11 protein-coding genes are annotated in these 19,030 nt (G+C 66.8%); 8 read left to right on the top strand and 3 right to left on the bottom strand.

All coding sequences use genetic code 11. From position 1 onward, the window contains the following. Positions 1 to 72: 72 nt before the first annotated feature. From ACEVQ6_RS08955 to ACEVQ6_RS08945, 3 genes are all read left to right on the top strand, one after another. Positions 73 to 3,396: a rhamnosyltransferase WsaF family glycosyltransferase gene (locus ACEVQ6_RS08955; RefSeq protein ID WP_374888605.1), complete on the top strand. Its 3,324-nt coding sequence runs from the start codon at positions 73 to 75 to the stop codon at positions 3,394 to 3,396. 103 nt (positions 3,397 to 3,499) lie between these two features. Next, the gene (locus ACEVQ6_RS08950) at positions 3,500 to 4,342 is read left to right on the top strand and encodes a hypothetical protein (RefSeq protein WP_374888604.1); all 843 of its coding nucleotides are present in this window, start codon (positions 3,500 to 3,502) and stop codon (positions 4,340 to 4,342) included. A 145-nt stretch (positions 4,343 to 4,487) separates the two neighbouring features. Further along, on the top strand, positions 4,488 to 7,136 hold the full coding sequence (locus ACEVQ6_RS08945) for a glycosyltransferase (RefSeq protein WP_374888603.1): 2,649 nt from the start codon (positions 4,488 to 4,490) through the stop codon (positions 7,134 to 7,136). Between the two features lie 26 nt (positions 7,137 to 7,162). On the opposite strand, the gene ACEVQ6_RS08940 is transcribed toward ACEVQ6_RS08945, so the two are convergent. From ACEVQ6_RS08940 to ACEVQ6_RS08930, 3 genes are all read right to left on the bottom strand, one after another. Next, positions 7,163 to 7,954: an ABC transporter permease gene (locus ACEVQ6_RS08940; protein WP_374888602.1), complete on the bottom strand. Its 792-nt coding sequence runs from the start codon at positions 7,952 to 7,954 to the stop codon at positions 7,163 to 7,165. A 114-nt stretch (positions 7,955 to 8,068) separates the two neighbouring features. After that, positions 8,069 to 9,433, bottom strand: a complete 1,365-nt coding sequence (locus ACEVQ6_RS08935) for a hypothetical protein (RefSeq protein WP_374888601.1) — start codon at positions 9,431 to 9,433, stop codon at positions 8,069 to 8,071. A gap of 131 nt (positions 9,434 to 9,564) precedes the next feature. Further along, on the bottom strand, positions 9,565 to 10,473 hold the full coding sequence (locus tag ACEVQ6_RS08930; RefSeq protein WP_374888600.1) for a LysR substrate-binding domain-containing protein: 909 nt from the start codon (positions 10,471 to 10,473) through the stop codon (positions 9,565 to 9,567). Between the two features lie 110 nt (positions 10,474 to 10,583). Between ACEVQ6_RS08930 and ACEVQ6_RS08925 the strand changes: the two genes are divergently transcribed. The 5 genes from ACEVQ6_RS08925 to ACEVQ6_RS08905 all read left to right on the top strand — a co-directional run bounded on the left by ACEVQ6_RS08925 (position 10,584) and on the right by ACEVQ6_RS08905 (position 18,733). Further along, positions 10,584 to 11,729 carry an iron-containing alcohol dehydrogenase gene (locus ACEVQ6_RS08925; RefSeq protein WP_374888599.1) on the top strand — a complete coding sequence of 382 codons (1,146 nt, stop codon included), beginning with the start codon at positions 10,584 to 10,586 and terminating at the stop codon, positions 11,727 to 11,729. Between the two features lie 2 nt (positions 11,730 to 11,731). Then, positions 11,732 to 13,231, top strand: a complete 1,500-nt coding sequence (locus tag ACEVQ6_RS08920; RefSeq protein ID WP_374888598.1) for an aldehyde dehydrogenase — start codon at positions 11,732 to 11,734, stop codon at positions 13,229 to 13,231. 12 nt (positions 13,232 to 13,243) lie between these two features. After that, positions 13,244 to 14,365, top strand: coding sequence for a mandelate racemase/muconate lactonizing enzyme family protein (locus ACEVQ6_RS08915; RefSeq protein ID WP_374888597.1), 1,122 nt, complete (start codon positions 13,244 to 13,246; stop codon positions 14,363 to 14,365). 394 nt (positions 14,366 to 14,759) lie between these two features. Continuing rightward, complete coding sequence (gene mprF, locus ACEVQ6_RS08910; protein WP_374888596.1) at positions 14,760 to 17,366, top strand: bifunctional lysylphosphatidylglycerol flippase/synthetase MprF; 2,607 nt, start codon at positions 14,760 to 14,762, stop codon at positions 17,364 to 17,366. Next, entirely contained in the window at positions 17,363 to 18,733 is a 1,371-nt protein-coding gene (locus ACEVQ6_RS08905; RefSeq protein WP_374888595.1) for a virulence factor family protein, read from the top strand. Before mprF ends, ACEVQ6_RS08905 begins: the two co-directional genes overlap by 4 nt. Positions 18,734 to 19,030: the final 297 nt, after the last annotated feature.

The raw sequence follows: 19,030 nt of genomic DNA, 5'->3' as shown, positions 1-19,030 counted from the left end.
TGCGGCGGGCGGCGATCACCGACGTTCGCCATCCCGCGCCGGCCTGTTCAAAGACGACGAGAAAGAGTGCGCATGATGACCACCAGCCTGTTCGATGCCGACTTCTATCTGAAGATGTATCCGGACGTCCGGTCGGCGAATGTCAGCCCGAAGTTCCACTTCGACCATTTCGGCTGGAAGGAGGACCGCAATCCCTCCCTCTATTTCGACACCTACTACTACAAGACCGCCAATCCCGATCTCGAATCGCTCGGCCGCAATCCGCTGGAGCATTTCCTCGAGGCCGGACGCGCGGAAGGACGACTGGCGCATCCGGAAGGCTCGGTCATCCTGCCCGACGTGCCGATCTCGCACCGCCCGACCATGTCGGTGGCGATCCACGTCCACGTCTTCTACCTGTCGCTGTTTCCCGAGATCCTCTCCTGCCTCGCCGACCTGACGATCGACTACGCCCTCTATGTGACGGTCTGCAAGAAGGCGGACGTCAGCGCGGCGGAGGACTATATCCGCGAGCGCCTGCCGGCCGGCCTCACGTCTCAGGTGCGCCTCGTCGAGAATTCCGGGCGCGACCTCGGGCCCTTCTTTCACGGCCTGAGGGATGTCATCAACGATTACGACGTCTGGTGCCATCTGCACACGAAATACAGCCCGCACATCCATTTCGGCAGCCGCTGGCGCACCTACCTGCTCGACCAGCTCATCGGCTCTGACAGCCGCGTGCGCGCGATCCTCATGCTGCTCGAAAGCCAGACGAAACACGGCGTCGTCTATCCCGACAATTATTTCCTTATCAAGAAATTCGTCAATCTCGGCGAGAACGACCAGGAGGTGGCCCGCCTCTTCGCCCGCATCGGCTATGAGCGTCCGCAACCGCAGGCCTTCGCCGATTTTGCCGCCGGATCGATGTGCTGGTTCAAGACCAAGGCGCTCGCGCCGCTGATCGATGCGGATTTCACGCTCGAGGAGTTCGGCGTCGAGGCCTCCCAGGTCGACGCGACGCTTGCCCATGCGATCGAGCGGGCGATCTGCATCGTGCCGAAATCCGTCGGCTTCGACGTCACCCGCTTCTATGCGCCGCCGCTGCGGCTGTCGATGCTCGAGAGCCCGGCGAGCTGCGCCATCGAGGACAAGGAGCCGGTCGGCGAACGGTGGAAGCAGAACACGCCGGCGATCTCGATCGCGCCGCCGCTCGAGCTGTCGCCGCGCAGCAACCATGTCAACAGCGATCACCTGCATGTCCACTGGGTCATGCCGGACTTCAACGAGGGACTCGGCGGCCACACCACCATCTTCCGCTTCATCAAGCATCTGGACGCCCAAGGCTACTACCAGACGATCTGGATCCAGAGCCCGTCGGTCAACCTGTTTCCGGCGATCGCGCTGGCGAAGATCAAGATCTGGTACCAGGACCTCTCCGATTTCGTCGTCGTCAAGTTCCTGCCCGACGATGTCGAGGCGATCAGCGGCGACGCGGTGATCGCGACCGATTGCTGGACCGCCTATCCGGTCAGCCGCATGACGCGCTTCAAGCACCGTTTCTATTTCATCCAGGACTGGGAGACGGAGTTCCATCCGGCCGGGGAACTGAAGTTCATGGCCGAGGCGACCTACACGTTCGGCTTCACCGCGCTGACGGCGGGCCGCTGGCTCGCGGAGAAATCGCGCCAGGCCGGGATGGAGACCATCGCCTGGTCGCTCGGCGCCGACCGCAAGGTCTATACGCCGCCGGAAGCGCCGCCGGCACGCGTCGCCTATCGGCCGGAGCCGCATCCCGAGACGATCCGCTTCGCCGCCAAGACCCGGGCGACGCCCGCGATCGAGGATCTGAAGCCCGGACCGGACGGGAGCGTGCTGCCGCGGCTCGCCTTCTATGCCCGGGCCTATACGCCGCGCCGGGCCGTTCGCCTCGGTCTCGAGGCGATGACCGTGCTCGCGAGGCGCGGCTACCGCTTCCATGTCGATTTCTTCGGCGAGGACATCGACTTCGGCGAGAAGCCCTACACCTACACGGCACATGGCGTGCTGAAGCCGAAGCAGCTTGCCGAACTCTACCGCAAGGCCGATCTCGGCATCGTCTTCTCCTGCACCAACTATTCGCTCGTGCCGCTCGAGATGATGGCCTGCGACCTGCCGGTGCTGGAGGTGGATACGGAAAGCACCCGCAAGGCCTATCCGGACGGCGCGGTCGCCTTTGCCCGGCCCTCCGTGCACGACATGGCCGACCGGATGGCGGCCCTCCTCGACGATCCCGCCGAACGCGATGCGATCGTCGCCGAGGCGAGGGCCTTCCTCGTCGAGGCCGACTGGCAGCGCTCGGGCGAGATCGTCGAGCGGGCGATCCGCGAGAAGGTGCTCGCCGCCGCCCGGCTCGATGTCGCGCCGCTGATCCGTACGCTGGAAGCGGAGGCGGCGGCCCGCGTCGGCGCGCCCGCGCTTCATCGCAAGCCGAAGACCTCGGTGTTCATCCCGACCTACAATGCCGGCCCGGAATTCGCGACGGTGCTCGCCGCCCTGCGCGAGCAGCGGTTCGACGACGGTTACGAGCTCGTCATCATCGATTCGGGCTCCACCGACGAGACAGAGGCGCTGATCCTCGAGGCGGCCCGGCACCAGCGCATCAACCATTCCACCATCGCAAGCGCCGATTTCGGCCATGGCCGGACGCGCAACGCCGGCATCGACCAGGCGGAAGGGGAGGTGGTCGCCATCCTGACGCAGGATGCCTGCCCCGCCTCGTCCGGCTGGCTGGCGGCGCTGGTCTCGGGCTTCGATGCCGGCACGCGTGTCGCCGGCGTCTTCGGTCGCCACCTCGCCTATCCGCTGCACGATGTGTTCGAGGGGCCGCCTCTCGCGGAGATGTTCGCCCGGTTCCGCCGGCTCGGAACACTTTATTCGTGGGAACGGGAAATGCCGGGCATCGTCCAGCGCGGCTCGCCGTCCTGGCAGTATCACCTGCAGTTCTACTCGGACAACAATTCCTGCATCCGCAAGTCCGTCTGGCGCGAGATCCCCTATCCCGACGTCCCCTGGGGCGAGGACATGATCTGGGCATGGAAAGTGATCAAGCTCGGCTTCGAGAAGGCCTATGCGGACGATGCGGCGGTCTATCATTCGCATGACTACGATCCGCGGAAACTGACGGAGGTCGGCCGCGAGGAGGGACGCATGTTCCTCGAGCATTTCGGCATGCTGATCGTGCCCGACGCCGACGAGCGCGACGAGGACAAAGTGGTGTGGAGCCTCGCCGCCCGGCAGCTTGCCGCCGACGAGGCGTTGCTGAAGGCGCATGGTGCCGCCACGCCCGAGCTGCTGATGCGTCGGGCGATGCAGCACGTCGCGCTGATCAAGGGCCGGCTGCGGGGCGCACGCGAGCAGCGGGAGCGCCTCAACGCCTGAGCCACGCGATCGTGTCCACCCGGCGCCGCCGAATCTCCCCGCACCCCCTTGACCCGATGCGTCGCCGATCCTAGGCATGGGCGCAGCATCGGGGGTGTCGGGAATGACCTACGCACAGGCAAGCCTGCTCGGCGTGACCTATCTGGAACATGGCGAGCCCATCGCCTCCTACGACATCGCGGCGTTGCGGGCCCATGCCCAGGCCCTGAACGGCCACGCGCCGACGATCGGCTGCGTCACCTTTCCGGCACTCGACGATTTCGACAATGTCCTGATCATCTTCGCTGGCAACATGGAGCGCTTCTTCATGTTGAGCGTCGCCCGCTTCGCCCGCTGCAAGGTGGTCTATTTCCAGGATTCGGCGAGCTTCTGGTACCAGGGCTCGGTGCTCTTGCCGAAGCTCACCGATCTCGGCCCCTTCCTGGCGGCACAGACCGAGGGGCTGCGCCCGGTGATCTTCGGCCAGTCCTCCGGCGGCTATGCGGCCCTTCTCGCCTCCACCCATTTCGAAGGAGCGCAGGCCGTCGCCTGCTCGCCGCAGACCTTCTGCGACAAATATTTCAAGGCGCGCATCCATTTCTCGCCGAAGCTCAATCCGCAGATCGCCCCGGACGATCTCATCGACCTCAAGGACTATCTGCCCGGCCGGACGAGCCGCAACGAGCTGACGATCATCACGGCCGCCTGCGAGCTGAACAACCCGTATGGCAGCCATTTCTGGGTCGACCACGCCCATGCCTTCCGCATGGTCGATGTGGAGAACCTCAGGATCTTCATGGTCGCGGGTTCCAATCATTCGCTCGTCTTTCGCCGCTCGATGGGATTTGCCCGCCTGCTGGAGGGCCTTCTCGGCGCAGCTTCAGCACCGGCCGAGGCGCGCCTCGGCATCATCGGCAGCTTCGCCGCCGGCATCGACGAGGCGAATACCGAGAAGGACTGGATCTGAGGCCGACGACGCGGAGCGTCCGGTCGGCCGCCGCCCGCGGACCTTGCCTGCCATGAACCTGCCATGGTCGACGGGATGATGCCGGATCGACGCTCCGGCGCCGGTTCCGGCACGATCGGGGCTCACCATAACGAGGGTATGCGCCATGTCGACGGTCGACGAACTTCTCGAAGCCGCCGAGACGGCACGCCGGGCCGGCGACTGGCCCGGTGCCGCGGAGGCCTACGGGCGCGTGCTGCTCGAAGATGCGGAGCCGGCGCATCTCTGGGTCCAGTATGGGCATGTGCTGAAGGAGGCGCGGCTCCTCGAGGACGCCGCCCATGCCTATCGCCGCGCCATTGCCCGCGACGGCACCGACCCGGACCCCTGGCTGCATCTGGCGCATCTCCTCAAGCGGATGAACCGCTTCGAGGAGGCGCGCGCGGCCTTCCGCCGACTGGGAGCGCTGCCGGATGGGCCGCCTGTCGACCACGAGATCGCCGGCCTGACGGTCGCGCTCGCGAGCGGAAGCGTTGCCCGCAACGAGGATACGGAACGCCCGTCGGGCGATGCCATCGATCGGGCGCTCGCGGTCTTTTCTGCACTGGCGCCCGTCGAAGAGGCCCGGGACCGGCGGACAGAGGCCGAGAACGCGCGCCTTGCCGCAGAGGTCCCGGCAGAGGCGCGGGGCTGGTTCGGCGCGGATGTGCCGGTTCCGGCGCAGCTCGATCCGCAGCGCCATCTGGTGATCCGCGATGGCGCTTTCCTCGCGACGACGGCGGATCCGCAGTTCGCGCTTGTCGTCGAGGGGACGCGCCTCGCCCCCGGCTGGTATGATGTCGAGGTGGCGATCAGCGAGACGCCGGGCCGCCCCTATCCGGTGCTTTATGTCGAGACGGAGCGGGACTGGTCGCGCTTCGACACCTTTCGGCTGGCCGAGCGGGCCGAAGGCGTCTATGGCGCGACGGTCCATCTGACGGCGCCCTCGGGCCGGCTTCGGCTCGATCCGATGGACATCGAGGGGCGGTTCGAGGCGGGCGAGGTCCGGGTGACGCTGCTCTCCCGCGCCGGCCTGCTGAAACGGCTTTTCCAGGCGGACCGCGCCGGCCTCGCGCGGTGCCTCGGACGGCTGTCCCGTGAGCCCCATCTCGACCGGCTGCTTGCGCGCCATGTCGCGGTCGCCGCGCCCGACCGCTATCGGCGCTGGCTCGAAGACCGGGACGGGAACCGTCCTGCTGCGGCGGCGCCGGAGACGAAGATACCGCTGCGCATCGTCATCGACGCGCGCCGCGAGGGCGATCCGAGCGAACTTGCGGCGGCAATCCTTTCGGTGCGGCGCCAGCTCTACGGGGATTTCGTTCTTGACATCATCCTCGACGGGGCGCCGGCATCGCAGCGGCGGCGCATCGACGCGCGCACCTTGCGCGATCCCCGCCTGCGGGTCTTGCCGGCGCCGGACCTGACCGGCGAACCCTATGACGACGAGCCGGCGGGAGGTCCCGCCTATTACCTGACCATGTCGCCCTTCCACCGCCTCGCCGACGGCGCGCTGGCGCGCTGGGTGTCCCATCTCGAGCGGCATCCCGGCCAGACGCTGGTCTATGCCGACAGTGACCTGATCGACCGCAGTGGCCGGCGCCACGCGCCCCGGTTCCGGCCCGAGTGGAACGAGGACTACTTCCTCACGGGCAACTACCTCGGAGACATGGTGATGGTCCGGGCGCCGGCGCTGCGCGCGGCCGTCCGGGGGGCCGGCTTCGAGGCGGATCATCCCTATCCGGCCCTCGTCCGCCTCTGCGAGACCCTTGCTTCCGACGCGGTCGGCCATATCGCCGAAATTCTCTATCATGAACGCGACGACCGGCCGCGCCCGGCGGCAACCGTTGTCGAGGCCGACCGGCGCGCTCTGGAGGAGAGCCTGGCACGGCGCGGCGTGACGGCGGCGGTCATAACGGCCCCCGGAGGCTACCGCCATATCCGATGGCCGTTGCCCGTGCCGGCGCCGCATGTGACGATCATCATCCCGACACGCGACCATGTCGACCTGCTGCGCGCCTGCGTCTCGTCGATCCTCGAAAAGACCGACTATCCGTCCTTCGACATCCTGATTGTCGACAATGGCAGCGTGGACGCGGACACCCGCGCCTATCTCGCCGACCTTCCCGAGCGCGTCGCCGTCCTTCCCGTGCCCGGGCCGTTCAATTTTTCCCGCCTGAACAACCGGGCGGTGGCCGAGGCCCGCGGATCTCTGGTCGCGCTGGTCAACAACGATGTCATGGCCATGGACGCGGAGTGGCTGACCGAGATGGCTGCGCAGGCATCCCGTCCCGGCATCGGCGCCGTCGGCGCCAAGCTCCTCTATGGCAGCGGCCATGTCCAGCATGCGGGCATCGTTCTCGGCATCGGCTCCGTCGCCGGTCACGGGCACAAATATGCCGAAGGCGACGCGGTCGGCTATATGGGGCGGCTTGCCTGTGCGCAGGCCGTGTCCGCCGTGACCGGCGCGTGTCTGGTCGTCGACAAGGGCAAGTATCTTGCCGTCGGCGGCATGGACGAGGAGGCGCTGCAGGTCGCCTTCAACGACGTCGACCTCTGCCTCAAGCTGGAACAGCGCGGCTGGCGGTCGCTCTTTACGCCCCATGCCCGGCTCCGGCATCTGGAGAGCGTGTCACGCGGTCTCGACACCTCTCCGGAAAAGGCGGCGCGGTTTCTGGAGGAGGCCGCCGTCATGCAGGCGCGCTGGGGCGAGCGGCTGCGCGACGATCCCTACTACTCCCCCCATCTGACGCGCGCGCGTGAGGATTTCACGCTGTAGCCTGTGGCCATGTGCTTTGGAGGATCTCAGCGGGCGCGGCGGTTGCGCAGCGCCCGTTCCATCATCAGGCCGAGGATCAGCAGGCAGGCTGTCCAGAGAAGGATGTAGGGGATCGACAGCATGTAGGTCGGGTACATCGGATAGAAGGACGTCCGGAACAGGGCGACCAGATGCATGATCGGATTGTACCACATATAGGTCTTGAGCGGCTCCGGCACGTATTCCGGAATGAGATATACCCCCGCCAGGATCATCTGCAGACGCGCGAAGGCGCTCCAAATGATCTTCCAGAGGGGAAAGAGATAGATGATAAAAGAATTGACCAGGCCGATCCCGAAGGAAAAGAGAACGATGATGGCGAGAAACTCGATGAGCCGGTAAAGGTCGAACGGATAGGCATAGGCCGAAAGGTCGAACAGGTGGATCATCCAGAAGAACGCCATGAAAAGGCTGACAAATGTGATGAATTCCACGGCCAGCCGGGCAATCGCGTAGTCGAGCGGCTGGATATAGGGCACGAAGGTGACGGATTTGGCCGCCTCGATGCCGCTCGCCGTCTTCACGCTCAGGCTGCGGAAGAACATCACCGGAAGAACACCGGTGGCGATGAACACCAGCAGGCTGTCACCGAGCGGCAGGCTCCGGCCTCTGATGACAAAGAGGATCCACATGAACAGGATCATGCCCAGCGCCTCGAGCAGGTCGAAGACCAGCATGAGGCCGCTCTTGCTTTTGCGCATGCGCAGTTCGCGGATCATCAAGGCACTGATGATCCGCGATTGACGCGAAAGGCCGGTCGTCAGAACCGCAGTGGTCATGTCGTCTTTCTCGTGCGGATTATGCTCTTCGGGCTGCCGCCGGAGCAGATCTGCTCCGGCATCCGGGAAAAGGGCATGCCTTGCCCTGCAATCCGGGCAACGGTCGGTCGTCCCTTAGGCGTGGTCGCGCACGCTGTAATAGATCAGCGTCAGGACGATCCAGGCACCGAGCGTGCAGAGGAAGAACACGAACGTATCGACGAAGATGCGCGGATAGGCGGCGAGCTGCGCGATGTTGGGATGGATGAAGGTGGCGAGATAGAGCTGGTTGCTGTTCGCCTTCATCCGCGCCGTCTCATAGTTCTGCAGCGAGGACTGGTAGAGCTTCGTCGCGATGTCGATATCGGTCTTGCTGGCTTCGAACTGCGAGATGCGGGTCGCGTCGTTCGCCGACATCGTGCCGCTGCCGTCGTCACCGCCGCCCACCTGCGCCTGGAGGTTCGCCACCTGCTGTTCGGCCGCGGCGATCTGCTTCTTGAGGTAGGCGATCTTCGGCGAGGAGGCGTCGAGATAGCTCGAAAGCGTTACGAATTCCGACTGGAGATCGGACAGATTGCTGCGAAGGCGGGCCGCGAGCTGCAGCTTGCCTTCCGCCTCCTTCGTCGCGTCGACCGACTGCTGGCCGGCGCGCAGCGCGACATCGCGGTCGCGCGCGTCCTTCAGCCGCTGTTCCGCCAGGTCGAGCTCGCTCTGTGCGAAGGCCATCTGCGTCTTGCGCGCCTTCTCGGAAAGGTCGTTGACGAGCTTCTCGCAGAGCAGTTGCAGCTCCTGCGTGATCTTCAGCGCGTCCTCGGGGGTGAAGGCCGATACGGCAATGGTGCTGATGCCCGTCGCCATGTCGAAATGGGTGGTGATGCGGTTTTTCCAGTAGGAAACCAGCTGCTCGACGGATGCATCCGGATCGAGGCGGGACAGATAGTCGATCCCCTCGTTCGAATAGATCTCGCGCAGGCCGACCGTCTTCTCCAGCGCATCGACCGTCTCGCGGCTCGCGGAATACTCCGCCACGATATAGCTGTTGGAGATGATCAGCGCCGACTCGAGCGCCACCGAGGCCTGGAACTGGGTCGCGTCGCTCGGCCGCACGGAGAAGCGGAACTCTGAGACATATTGCGGCGTGGCGACGAAGGCGAAGTAGAGGCCGGCCGCCACCGTCGGCAGGAGCACGATAGCTAGCAGCGACATCACCGTTCCGGAGATGCCGTTTCTCACCCGTTGCGACAGCCCGTGCAGCCGCTTCGAGCGGTAGACGACCGTCTTCTTGGTCTCGCGCGGCAATGGCGCCTTCGGCTTCTTTTCGGGCTCGACCGGTTCGTGCTGCGGCAGGTTCGGGATCGCGGCGGGAGCGGCCTTGGCGGCCTGCGGCTTCGCCGTCATGATCCGCTTTTCGGGACGCAGGCGGTCCAGGCGCAGCACGAGGCCGCTTTCATCCTGCGGGCGTTCGCTTCCGCCGGGCTGAACCTTCTGGCTGGGTTCCAATGCCGTCTCCTTGGCTTTGTCCACGTTCCCACCATGATCCGTGAGAGATCCTTATAGCACCGGTTGGGCCCAATAGAAACCCACCCGGATCGGCCGCACAAACAGCAGAATTGCGGCGTTTGCATGTCTCGTCAGACGATGGCCGGCGCTGCTTCCCGCAGGCTCCCATGCAGCATGAGCGTCTCGTCCGAGGACCGCCGCTCGCGGGGAAGGCCGAGATGGTAGCCATAGCCGGTCACCAGCCGCGCCGTTCCGAGAACGGTCAGGCGCCCGGTGCCGATCAGCCCGTCCAGAAGGCCGAGGCTGCCGAGCGCCACGCCATCGCCGCGCACCGCGGCCTCGATCGCCATCGGATAGGTCGAGAAGCTCAGCCGCCCGCCATGCAGCGTCGGGACGGGCGGCTGCAGCCGGGCGAACCATTGCCGGAAGGAAATCCAGTGCGCGTTGAACCGTTCGTAGTCGAGAAGATCGAGGGCTGCGACCCGGACAGGGTCGAGCGTCGCGGCGTCAAGGCCGCGCTCGGCCAGATAGCCGGGGGCGGCGACGGGTGCCAGAACCTCCGGCAGAAGCGGCGTCAGCGTCCAGCGGGGATGCTCTCCCGTCGAATAGAGGATGGTCAGGTCGTTGTTGTCGGAGGCGAGATCGCCGGTCGCGTCCGAGGTGACGAGGCGCAGCGAGAGGCCGGGATGGCGCTCGGCAAACGCGCGGAGCCTGGGCCCGAGCCAGAGATGGGAGACGGAGCCGCTGGCGGCGATGGTGATCGTCCGGCGGGCAGGGGTGCGGAAGGGTTCGAGGCTTTCATCGAGATAGTCGAGCGCCGCACGGACCCGCTGCGACAGGCGCTCGCCCTTCGGCGTCAGTTCCAGGTGCTTGCCCCTGCGCAGGAAGAGCGGCGCGCCGAGCTGTTCCTCAAGCCCGCGCACACGCTGGCTGACGGCGGCCTGACTCACATGCAGCTCGCGGGCGGCGCCGGAAAAATTCATGTGCCGGCAGGCGGCGTCGAACACACGGAAGGCGTCCAGGGAAATGCGGTCGAGCATGGGCCGATCATAAGACAGACTTATCATGAAAGCAAAGATTTCGACGTCTTTGAAAATTTCAGATTGTGATGCAGCCTGTCTTTCTGATCATTCTCCGTCGGAGCCAGCGCGTGACCTTCACCACCTCCTTCGTTCCGGAAATCCGCTTCGGTTCGGGCCTTCACGCGACCGTCGGCGTGGCTGCGGCCGGTCTTGGCGGGGTGCGCCGCGCGACGCTGGTCGTCGATGCCTATCTCGCCGGCACCGGACTGGCCGACGAGGTCGCCGGCCAGCTCGAGGCGGCCGGCATCGGCTGCGTCATCTTTGCCGAAGTCGCCGGTGAACCGAAGCTCGCCCATGTCCGCGCGGCCTCCGCCGCGGCCGCAGGTTCGGATCTGGTGATCGGCATCGGCGGCGGCTCGGCCCTCGACATCGCGAAGATCGCGGCCTGCACGGCGGCTTCCGGCGAGGATGCGATGCATTACGCGCTCGCCGCGAACCCGCTGCCGAAGCAGCCGCTGAAGACAATCCTCGTGCCGACGACGGCCGGCACCGGCTCCGAGACGTCCGCCACCGCCATCTTCTCCGGCCCGCAGGGCAAGAAGCTGTGGATCTGGGGAGCGGAGACAAAGGCGGATCTCGTGCTTCTCGATCCGGGCCTGACCGTCTCCCTGCCCGCCCACCTCACCGCCTGGTGCGGCCTCGATGCCTTCATCCACGCCTTCGAGGCCTCGACCAACCGCAATGCCCATCCCGGCGGCCGGTTCTACGGTCACGAGGCGATGCGGCTGATCACCGGCGCGCTGGAGACGGCGGTTCGCGCACCCTCTGACATCGAGGCGCGGGGCCGGATGCTGCTCGGCTCCTGCTATGCCGGCATCGCCATCGACAATTGCGGCACGGCGATCGCCCACACCATCAGCCATGCGCTGGCGGGCCTGGCGCCGATCCATCACGGTCTGGCGACCGCGCTCGGCTTCGAGGCGACGCTTGCCTGGCTGGTCGAGGCGGGAACGGACGATCTCGATGCGGCGGCGAAGGCCTGCGGGCTCGGTTCGGCTCCGGAGCTTCCTGCCTTCGTCGGCGGCCTGATGGACCGGTCGGGCGTCGTCCGCGCCTTGCCGCCGGCATTTTCCGCCGTTTCCGCCGCGATGCTCGCCGCCGAGATGCGGGCTGCGGAAAACCAGCCGATGCGCCGCGCGACCATTCGCGACGTGACCGACGCCGACATCGACCGCTTCGCCGACCAGATCCTCTCCCTGCCGAAAGCCGCCTGACCATGACCGACACCCGGACCCGTGCCGATTGGGAAAACCTGCTCGCGACGCTCACGCCCCAGGGGCGGCATTTCATCGATGGCAGGCTGACGGACGCCATATCGGGCGAAACCTTTTCCCGTCCGAGACCGATGGACGGGAAGCCCGGCACCGCGCTGGCGCGCGGCCGCGCCGCCGACATCGACCGCGCCGTCGCCTCGGCTCGCAAGGCCTTCGACGGCGCCGTCTGGCGCGGCAAGGAGCCGCTTGAGCGAAAGACCATCATGCTGCGCTGGGCGGCGCTGATCCGCGCCCATGGCGAGGAACTGGCGCTGCTCGAGACGCTCGACGTCGGCAAGCCCGTCACCGCCTCGCTCGGCGTCGATGTGCGCCTCTGCGCCGACGGCATCCAGTTCTATGCCGAGATGATCGACAAGCTCTATGACGAGATCGCGCCGACCGGGCCGAAGGCGCGCGCGCTCGTCAGAAAAGTGCCGCTCGGCGTCGTCGGCGCGATCACGCCTTGGAATTATCCGATGATCATCGACGCCTGGAAGCTCGGGCCGGCGATCGCGGCGGGCAACTCGGTCGTGCTGAAGCCGGCCGAGCAGTCGTCGCTGACGGCGATCCGGCTGGCCGAGCTCGGCTTCGAGGCCGGGCTGCCGGCGGGCGTCCTCAACGTCGTCACCGGCCATGGCGAGGAGGCGGGCAAGCCGCTGGCGCTGCACATGGATGTCGACATGATCGCCTTCACCGGCTCGACCGAGGTCGGCAAGCTGATCATGACCTATGCCGCCCAGTCGAACGTCAAGCGGGTGGCGCTGGAGCTCGGCGGCAAGTCGCCGCTGGTCGTCTTCGCCGATGCCGATCTCGACGCGGCGGCCTCAGCCGTCGCCTGGGGCTGCTTCTACAATTCCGGCGAGACCTGCCATGCCTCGACCCGTCTGGTGGTCGAGCGTTCGGTGCAGGAGGCGCTGATCGAAAAGATCCGCGCGGTCACCGCCCGAGAGATCACGCTCGGCCATCCGCTTGATCCCGCCGCCCAGATCGGCGCCTTGATCGAGGAGGGGCATATGGAAAAGGTCCTGTCGATGATCGCGGCCGGGGAGAACGAGGGTGCGAAGCGCGCCTTCGGCGCCGAGCGGGTGATGGCGGAGACCGGCGGCTACTATGTCTCCCCCGGCGTCTTCGTCGACATGACCAACGACATGAGCCTCGCCCGTCAGGAAATCTTCGGGCCCGTTCTGGCCGCGATTCCCTTCGATACGGAGGAGGAGGCGCTTTCGATCGCCAACGACACGATCTACGGTCTCGCCGGCGCGGTGTTTACCCGCGACATGGACCGGGCGCACCGCATGTCCGAGGCGATCCATGCCGGCACGGTCTGGATCAACACCTACGACATGTCGAATTTCGCCACACCCTTCGGCGGCTTCAAGCAGTCCGGCTTCGGCCGCGACCGCTCGGTCCACGCGATCGACAAATATTGCGACTACAAGACCATCTGGCAGCAGTTCGGCTGAGGAGACGCCCGTATGAGCAGGATCGTCTCGATCGCCATCACCCATCACCGCCTGGCCCTCGATCCGCCGTTCAAGGCGAGCTGGGACGGCCGTCCCCGCCGCCAGTTCGACGCCACGATCGTGCGCGTCAGCGACGACGAGGGCCGCGAGGGCATCGGCTCCGGCGACCTGATGAAGGGGTTCGAGGGCCACGAGGACCTCTTCATCGGCGAGGATCCGCGCCATCTGGAACGCCATTACGAGGTGCTGTCCCACATCAATTTCCATTATGGCCGCTGCTGGCCGCTGGACCTCGCGCTCTGGGATCTCGCCGGCAAGGTGACGGGCGAGCCGGTCTGGCGCATGCTCGGCGGGCGCTCGAGCAAGGTGCGGCTCTATGCCTCCTCCGGTGTGTTGCGCGCGCCGGCCGAGATGGCCGAGCAGGCGGAGCGCTATGTCGAGGACGGTTTTCCGGCGCTGAAGGTCCGCTTCACCTCGTCGTCCGGCGGCCGCGAGGGCTGGCGGGCCGACGTGAAGGCGCTCGAGGCGGTGCGCGCCCGCATCGGTGACCGGCTGGAACTGATGGTCGACTGCAACCAGGGCTGGCGCATGCCGTGGGACACGTCGCTGCCCTGGACCTTCAAGGATGCGCTGGCCGTCGCCCGCGAACTCGAACGCCTCGGTGTCTACTGGATGGAGGAGCCGCTGCACCGCTCCGACCGCGAGGGCATGCGCCGGCTGTCGGATGCGACCGGCATCCGCATCGCCGGCGGCGAGATGACGCGCGAACTCTACGAGTTCCGCGACATCATCGAGCGCCGCGCCTTCGACGTCATCCAGCCGGACGTGGCGCTGGTCGGCGGCATCACCGGCTGCCGCCGCCTCGTCTACCAGGCGCGCGAGGCCGGCATCCTGTTCACCCCGCATTCCTGGACGAACGGCATCGGCGTGCTCGCCAACGCGCATCTGACCGCCGGCGCCGGCGATGCCCCCTTCCTCGAATATCCCTATGACAACCCGGAATGGAGCGAGGCGCGGCGCGACTATCCGATGGCCGCGCCCCTGAAACAGCAGTCGGGCTGGCTCGACCTCGGCGACGCGCCGGGCCTCGGCATCGTTCTCGACGAGGAACGGCTGGCGGCGACCCGGCTCTGAAGGCCCCGAAGCACCGGGACCCTGCTAGCCATGCGGCCCGGTGCGATGATCCGGGGTCCGGCCCGTATCGACAGGCCGCATGACGAGCGGATATCCGCATCGCGGCCTTGTTGCCGACGGTTTCCGGCAAATCCCGGATCACGGTCAATCCGGACGATGCCCGGCCCGGTGAATGGGGTCGGTCGTCCCTCGCCGTGGCGAGGCCTCTCTTCCTTCGCCGGACCGGGCGCCGCGCCGCGCGAATCGTCTGGAAAGCGAGAGGGCTCGATCGGCCAATCGTCACGACGCTCCGGCTCGACCCCGGCGCATGCCGTCCTATATTACAATATGTTCACTTTGCTCCGCAGCAAGGCGGGATTATAGGCCCGCGGATGTCCCTGTCCGAAGGTGTCGCATGCCCGAGACTACCCCGTCGCACCCGCACTCCGAGGCCGAGGCCGCCGGTCCGCCCCCTTCCATCCTGCGCCACGGCCGGCTGATCGCGCTCGTCGCGATGCTCGCCATGCTGGCGGTCGTCGGCTATGCCATCGTTCACCTTACCGAAGAGGTCCGCTACGAGGACGTGACGGCGGCGCTGGCGAACACCTCCTGGGTCTCGGTCGGCCTCGCCATCGGCTTCACCGCGCTGAGCTTTGTCGCGCTGACCTTCTACGACACCGGCGCCCTCTCCTACCTGAAGAAGAAGCTGCCCTATGCCGACGTGGCGCTGACGGCGTTTTCCGCCTATGCCGTCGGCAACACCGCCGGCTTCGGCCCGCTGTCCGGCGGCGCCATCCGCTATCGCGCCTACACGCGGCTCGGCCTGAAGCCGGAGGAGATCGGCGCGGTCATCGCCTTCGTCACGCTCGCCTTCGGCCTCGGGCTTTTAAGCGTGGGCGCGCTCAGCATTCTGGCGATCGCCCCGGATGTGGCCTCCCTCACCGGCGTGCCCGCGGGCGTGCTGCGGCTGGTCGCGGCGCTCATCGTCGCGGTCCTCGTCTTCGTCGTCATCGCCACCCGCGACGGCCGCATCCTCCGGATCGGCCGCGTTTCGCTGCGGCTGCCCGATTCGCGCACGGCTTCGCGGCAGTTCCTCGTCACCGTGCTCGATCTCGCGGCCTCCGCCAGCGTGCTCTACGTGCTGCTACCGGATGGCGCGATGAGCTGGCCGGCCTTTCTCGCCGTCTATTCGGTCGCCGTCGGCCTCGGCGTGCTCAGCCATGTTCCGGCCGGCCTCGGCGTGTTCGAGACGGTGATCGTCGCGGCGCTCGGCCAGGCGACCGATGTCGACAGCGTGCTCGGCGCGCTCGTCCTCTACCGCTTCATCTACCACGTCCTGCCGCTGACGCTGGCGGTGCTCTTCGTCGTCGCGACGGAGCTGCGCGGCCTCTGGCGCCGGCCGGTCGCCTCCAGCCTGCGCCGCGTCGCCGGGCAATTGTCGCCGCTGCTGATCGCCACGCTCGCCTTCATCCTCGGCGCCATGCTGGTGTTTTCCAGCGTCACGCCGACGCCGGACGACAACCTCGCCTTCCTTTCCGCCTATGTGCCGCTGCCGGTGATGGAGGGCGCGCATTTCCTCGCGAGCCTTCTCGGCCTCGCCCTGATCGTCGTCTCGCGCGGCCTGGCCCGAAGGCTCGACGGCGCCTGGTGGGCGGGGATCGCGATCGCGCTGGTCGCGCTGCTCTTCTCGCTGCTGAAGGCGGTGGCGCTCATCGAGGCGGGTTTCCTCGCGCTGCTGATCGTCAGCCTCGTCGCGACGCGCCGCCTTTATGTCCGCCCCGCCACGTTCACCAGCGAGCGCCTGACGCTGCCCTGGCTGACGGCGATGGCGGCGCTTCTCGTCTTCGCCGGGGTCGTCCTGCTCTTCGTCTACCGCGACGTCGACTACAGCAACCGGCTCTGGTGGCAGTTCGAGCTGGCGGCCGAGGCACCGCGGGGCCTGCGCGCCGTGCTGGGCCTTGCGATCGGCCTCGGCGCCGTCGCCTTCTGGAGCCTGATGCGCCCCGCCGCCGGCGCGCTCGACGCGGCGACGCCCGCCGATGCGATGGCACGCGCCGTGGCGATCTCGCAAACGCAGGGCTTTTCCGACGCGAACCTGGTGCGCATGGGCGACAAGGAGGTGATGTTCTCGGAAGACGGCCGCGCCTTCCTGATGTATGGCCGGCAGGGCCGCTCCATGATCGCCCTCTTCGACCCGATCGGCCCGAAGGACGTCTGGCCCGAACTGATCTGGAGCTTCATCGAGCGGGCGCGAAGCTGCGGTTGCCGGCCGGTCTTCTATCAGGTGTCGCCGGCCGGCCTCTCCTATTACGCCGATGCGGGCCTGCGCGCGTTCCGCCTGGGCGAACTCGCCATCGTCGATCTCGCGAACCTGACGCTGAAAGGCGGGAAATGGGCGAATCTCCGCCAGACCGCCAGCCGCGCCCAGCGGGACGGGCTCAGCTTCTCGATCATCGACACGGCGGAGGTTCCGGCCGTCGTCGACGCGCTCGCCGCCGTCTCCGACGCCTGGCTCGCCCACCACAATGCGCGCGAGAAGGGCTTCTCCCTCGGCGTGTTCGAGCCGGGCTACATCGCCCAGCAGCCGGTGGCGGTGCTGCGCTTCGAGGACCGCATCGTCGCCTTCGCCACGCTGCTCGTGACCGGGACGAAGGAGGAAGCCTCGATCGACCTGATGCGCTTTTCTCCCGACGCGCCGAAAGGGGCGATGGATTTTCTCTTCGTCAGCCTCATGGAGCACTTGCGCGATGCGGGCTACAGGCATTTCAATCTCGGCATGGCGCCGCTCGCCGGCTTTTCCGAGCGCCGCTCCTCGCCGGTCTGGGACAAGATCGGCCGGACGGTCTTCGAGCACGGCGAGCGCTTCTACAATTTCAAGGGACTGAAGGCCTTCAAGGCCAAGTTCCACCCGCACTGGCAGCCGCGTTACATGGCGGTCGGCGGTGGCTTCAATCCGGTCCTGGCGCTGATGGACGTGACCTTCCTCATCGGCGGCGGCATCAAGGGAGTGCTGAAGAAATGAACCTTGCCTTGCTGCGCCGCGCCGCCGTCGCCTGCCTCGTTCTCGCCGCGCCGGCGATGGCGGACGGAAAGGACACCTTCGACACCGGCATGATCCCCTCGCCGCGCATCCTGCTGCCTGAGGCGGACGAGACGGGCGCCGTGGTGCTGATCTCGGATGCCGGTGGCTGGTCGGAGCGCGAGGACGGGCTTGCCGCCCGCCTGAAGGACGAGGGCGCGGTCGTCATCGGCATCGACCTTCCGGCCTATCTCGCCGCGCTGGCGAAGGACAAGGGCGACTGCATCTACATGGTCTCCGACATCGAGTCGCTGAGCCAGCAGGTGCAGCGCGCCCACGGCAACGAAAGCTACCATCTGCCCATCGTCGCCGGCGTCGGCGCCGGCGGCGCGCTGGCGCTGGCGATCGCGGCGCAGACACCGGCGGCCACCATCGGCCATACGCTTTCCGCCGACCCGGAGGCGGGCATCGCGCTGCCCCTCCAGCTCTGCACGCCGGCCGCGAAGGAGCGCGCGGGCGAGCGCATGGTCTACGGACTGACGGACGGCCCGCTTCCCGATCCGGTCACGGTGCTGCAGTCGGATGCGGCGCCCGAGGACGGCAAGGCCCATGTCGACCGGCTTCTCGCCGCCCATCCCGACATCGAGGTGACGGCGGTCGACGGCGATTCCTGGACGGAGTTTTCCGACGCGCTCTCGGACCTCGTCGCCGCCGGCCATGATGACGACAATCCGCTCGGCCTGCCGCTCACCGTCCTCGACACCAAGCCGACCCGCGACACGATGGCGGTGATCTATTCCGGCGACGGCGGCTGGCGCGATATCGACAAGCAGGTCGGCGACGTGCTGCAGCAGCAGGGCATGCCGGTCGTGGGCATCGATTCGCTGCGCTATTTCTGGTCGGAGCGGGAGCCGCAGGCGGTGGCGCAGGACCTGTCGCGCATCATCACCCTTTATGAGAAGCGCTGGAACGTGAAGCGTGTGCTTCTGATCGGCTATTCCTTCGGCGCTGACGTGCTGCCCCGCACCTTCACCCTGCTGCCGAAGGGCGATCAGGACAAGGTAGCGCAGATGTCCCTGCTCGCGACCTCGCACCAGGTCGACTACAAGATCTCGGTGCTCGGCTGGATCGGGGCGTCCGGTTCCGATGGCGCCGGCGATCCGCTCGATGACGTCGCTAAGATCACCCCGTCGCTCGTCCAGTGCATCTACGGCATCGACGACAAGGACGACGATGCCTGCCCGGCCATGGCCGGGCGCGGCATCGAGGCGATCGAGACGACCGGCGGCCACCATTTCGACGGCGACTATCCGGCGCTCGCCAAGCGCATCCTCGACGGCCTCGACCGGCGGCTCGCCGCATCGAAGTAAAAAAACCCCGCCGCGCTCGATGCGCGACAGGGCTTCCTCGTGCCTCGTCAGCGAGAGCACATTCGGTGAACACAGGTTCACAGAGCGTGCTCTCTTCGTTTGTCCTTGCCGCATTGTCCGACACCGAAGCAATCCCGCTTCGGCTGGACATGCCGTAGGCTTTTGCTTTTACGCATGTCCCGCAAAACGCTGCGCGCTTTTGCGGGACATGCTTTAGGCCCTTACTGTTTTGTCCAAGATTTGACGAGTTCGTCGTAGTTTACGGTGATGGGTTTTTCCTTTTCGTTTTCGATCTTG

Source organism: Ensifer soli (assembly GCF_041928815.1).
Lineage (GTDB): Bacteria > Pseudomonadota > Alphaproteobacteria > Rhizobiales > Rhizobiaceae > JBHFEI01.
This window is presented reverse-complemented; position numbering and strand designations above follow the sequence as displayed.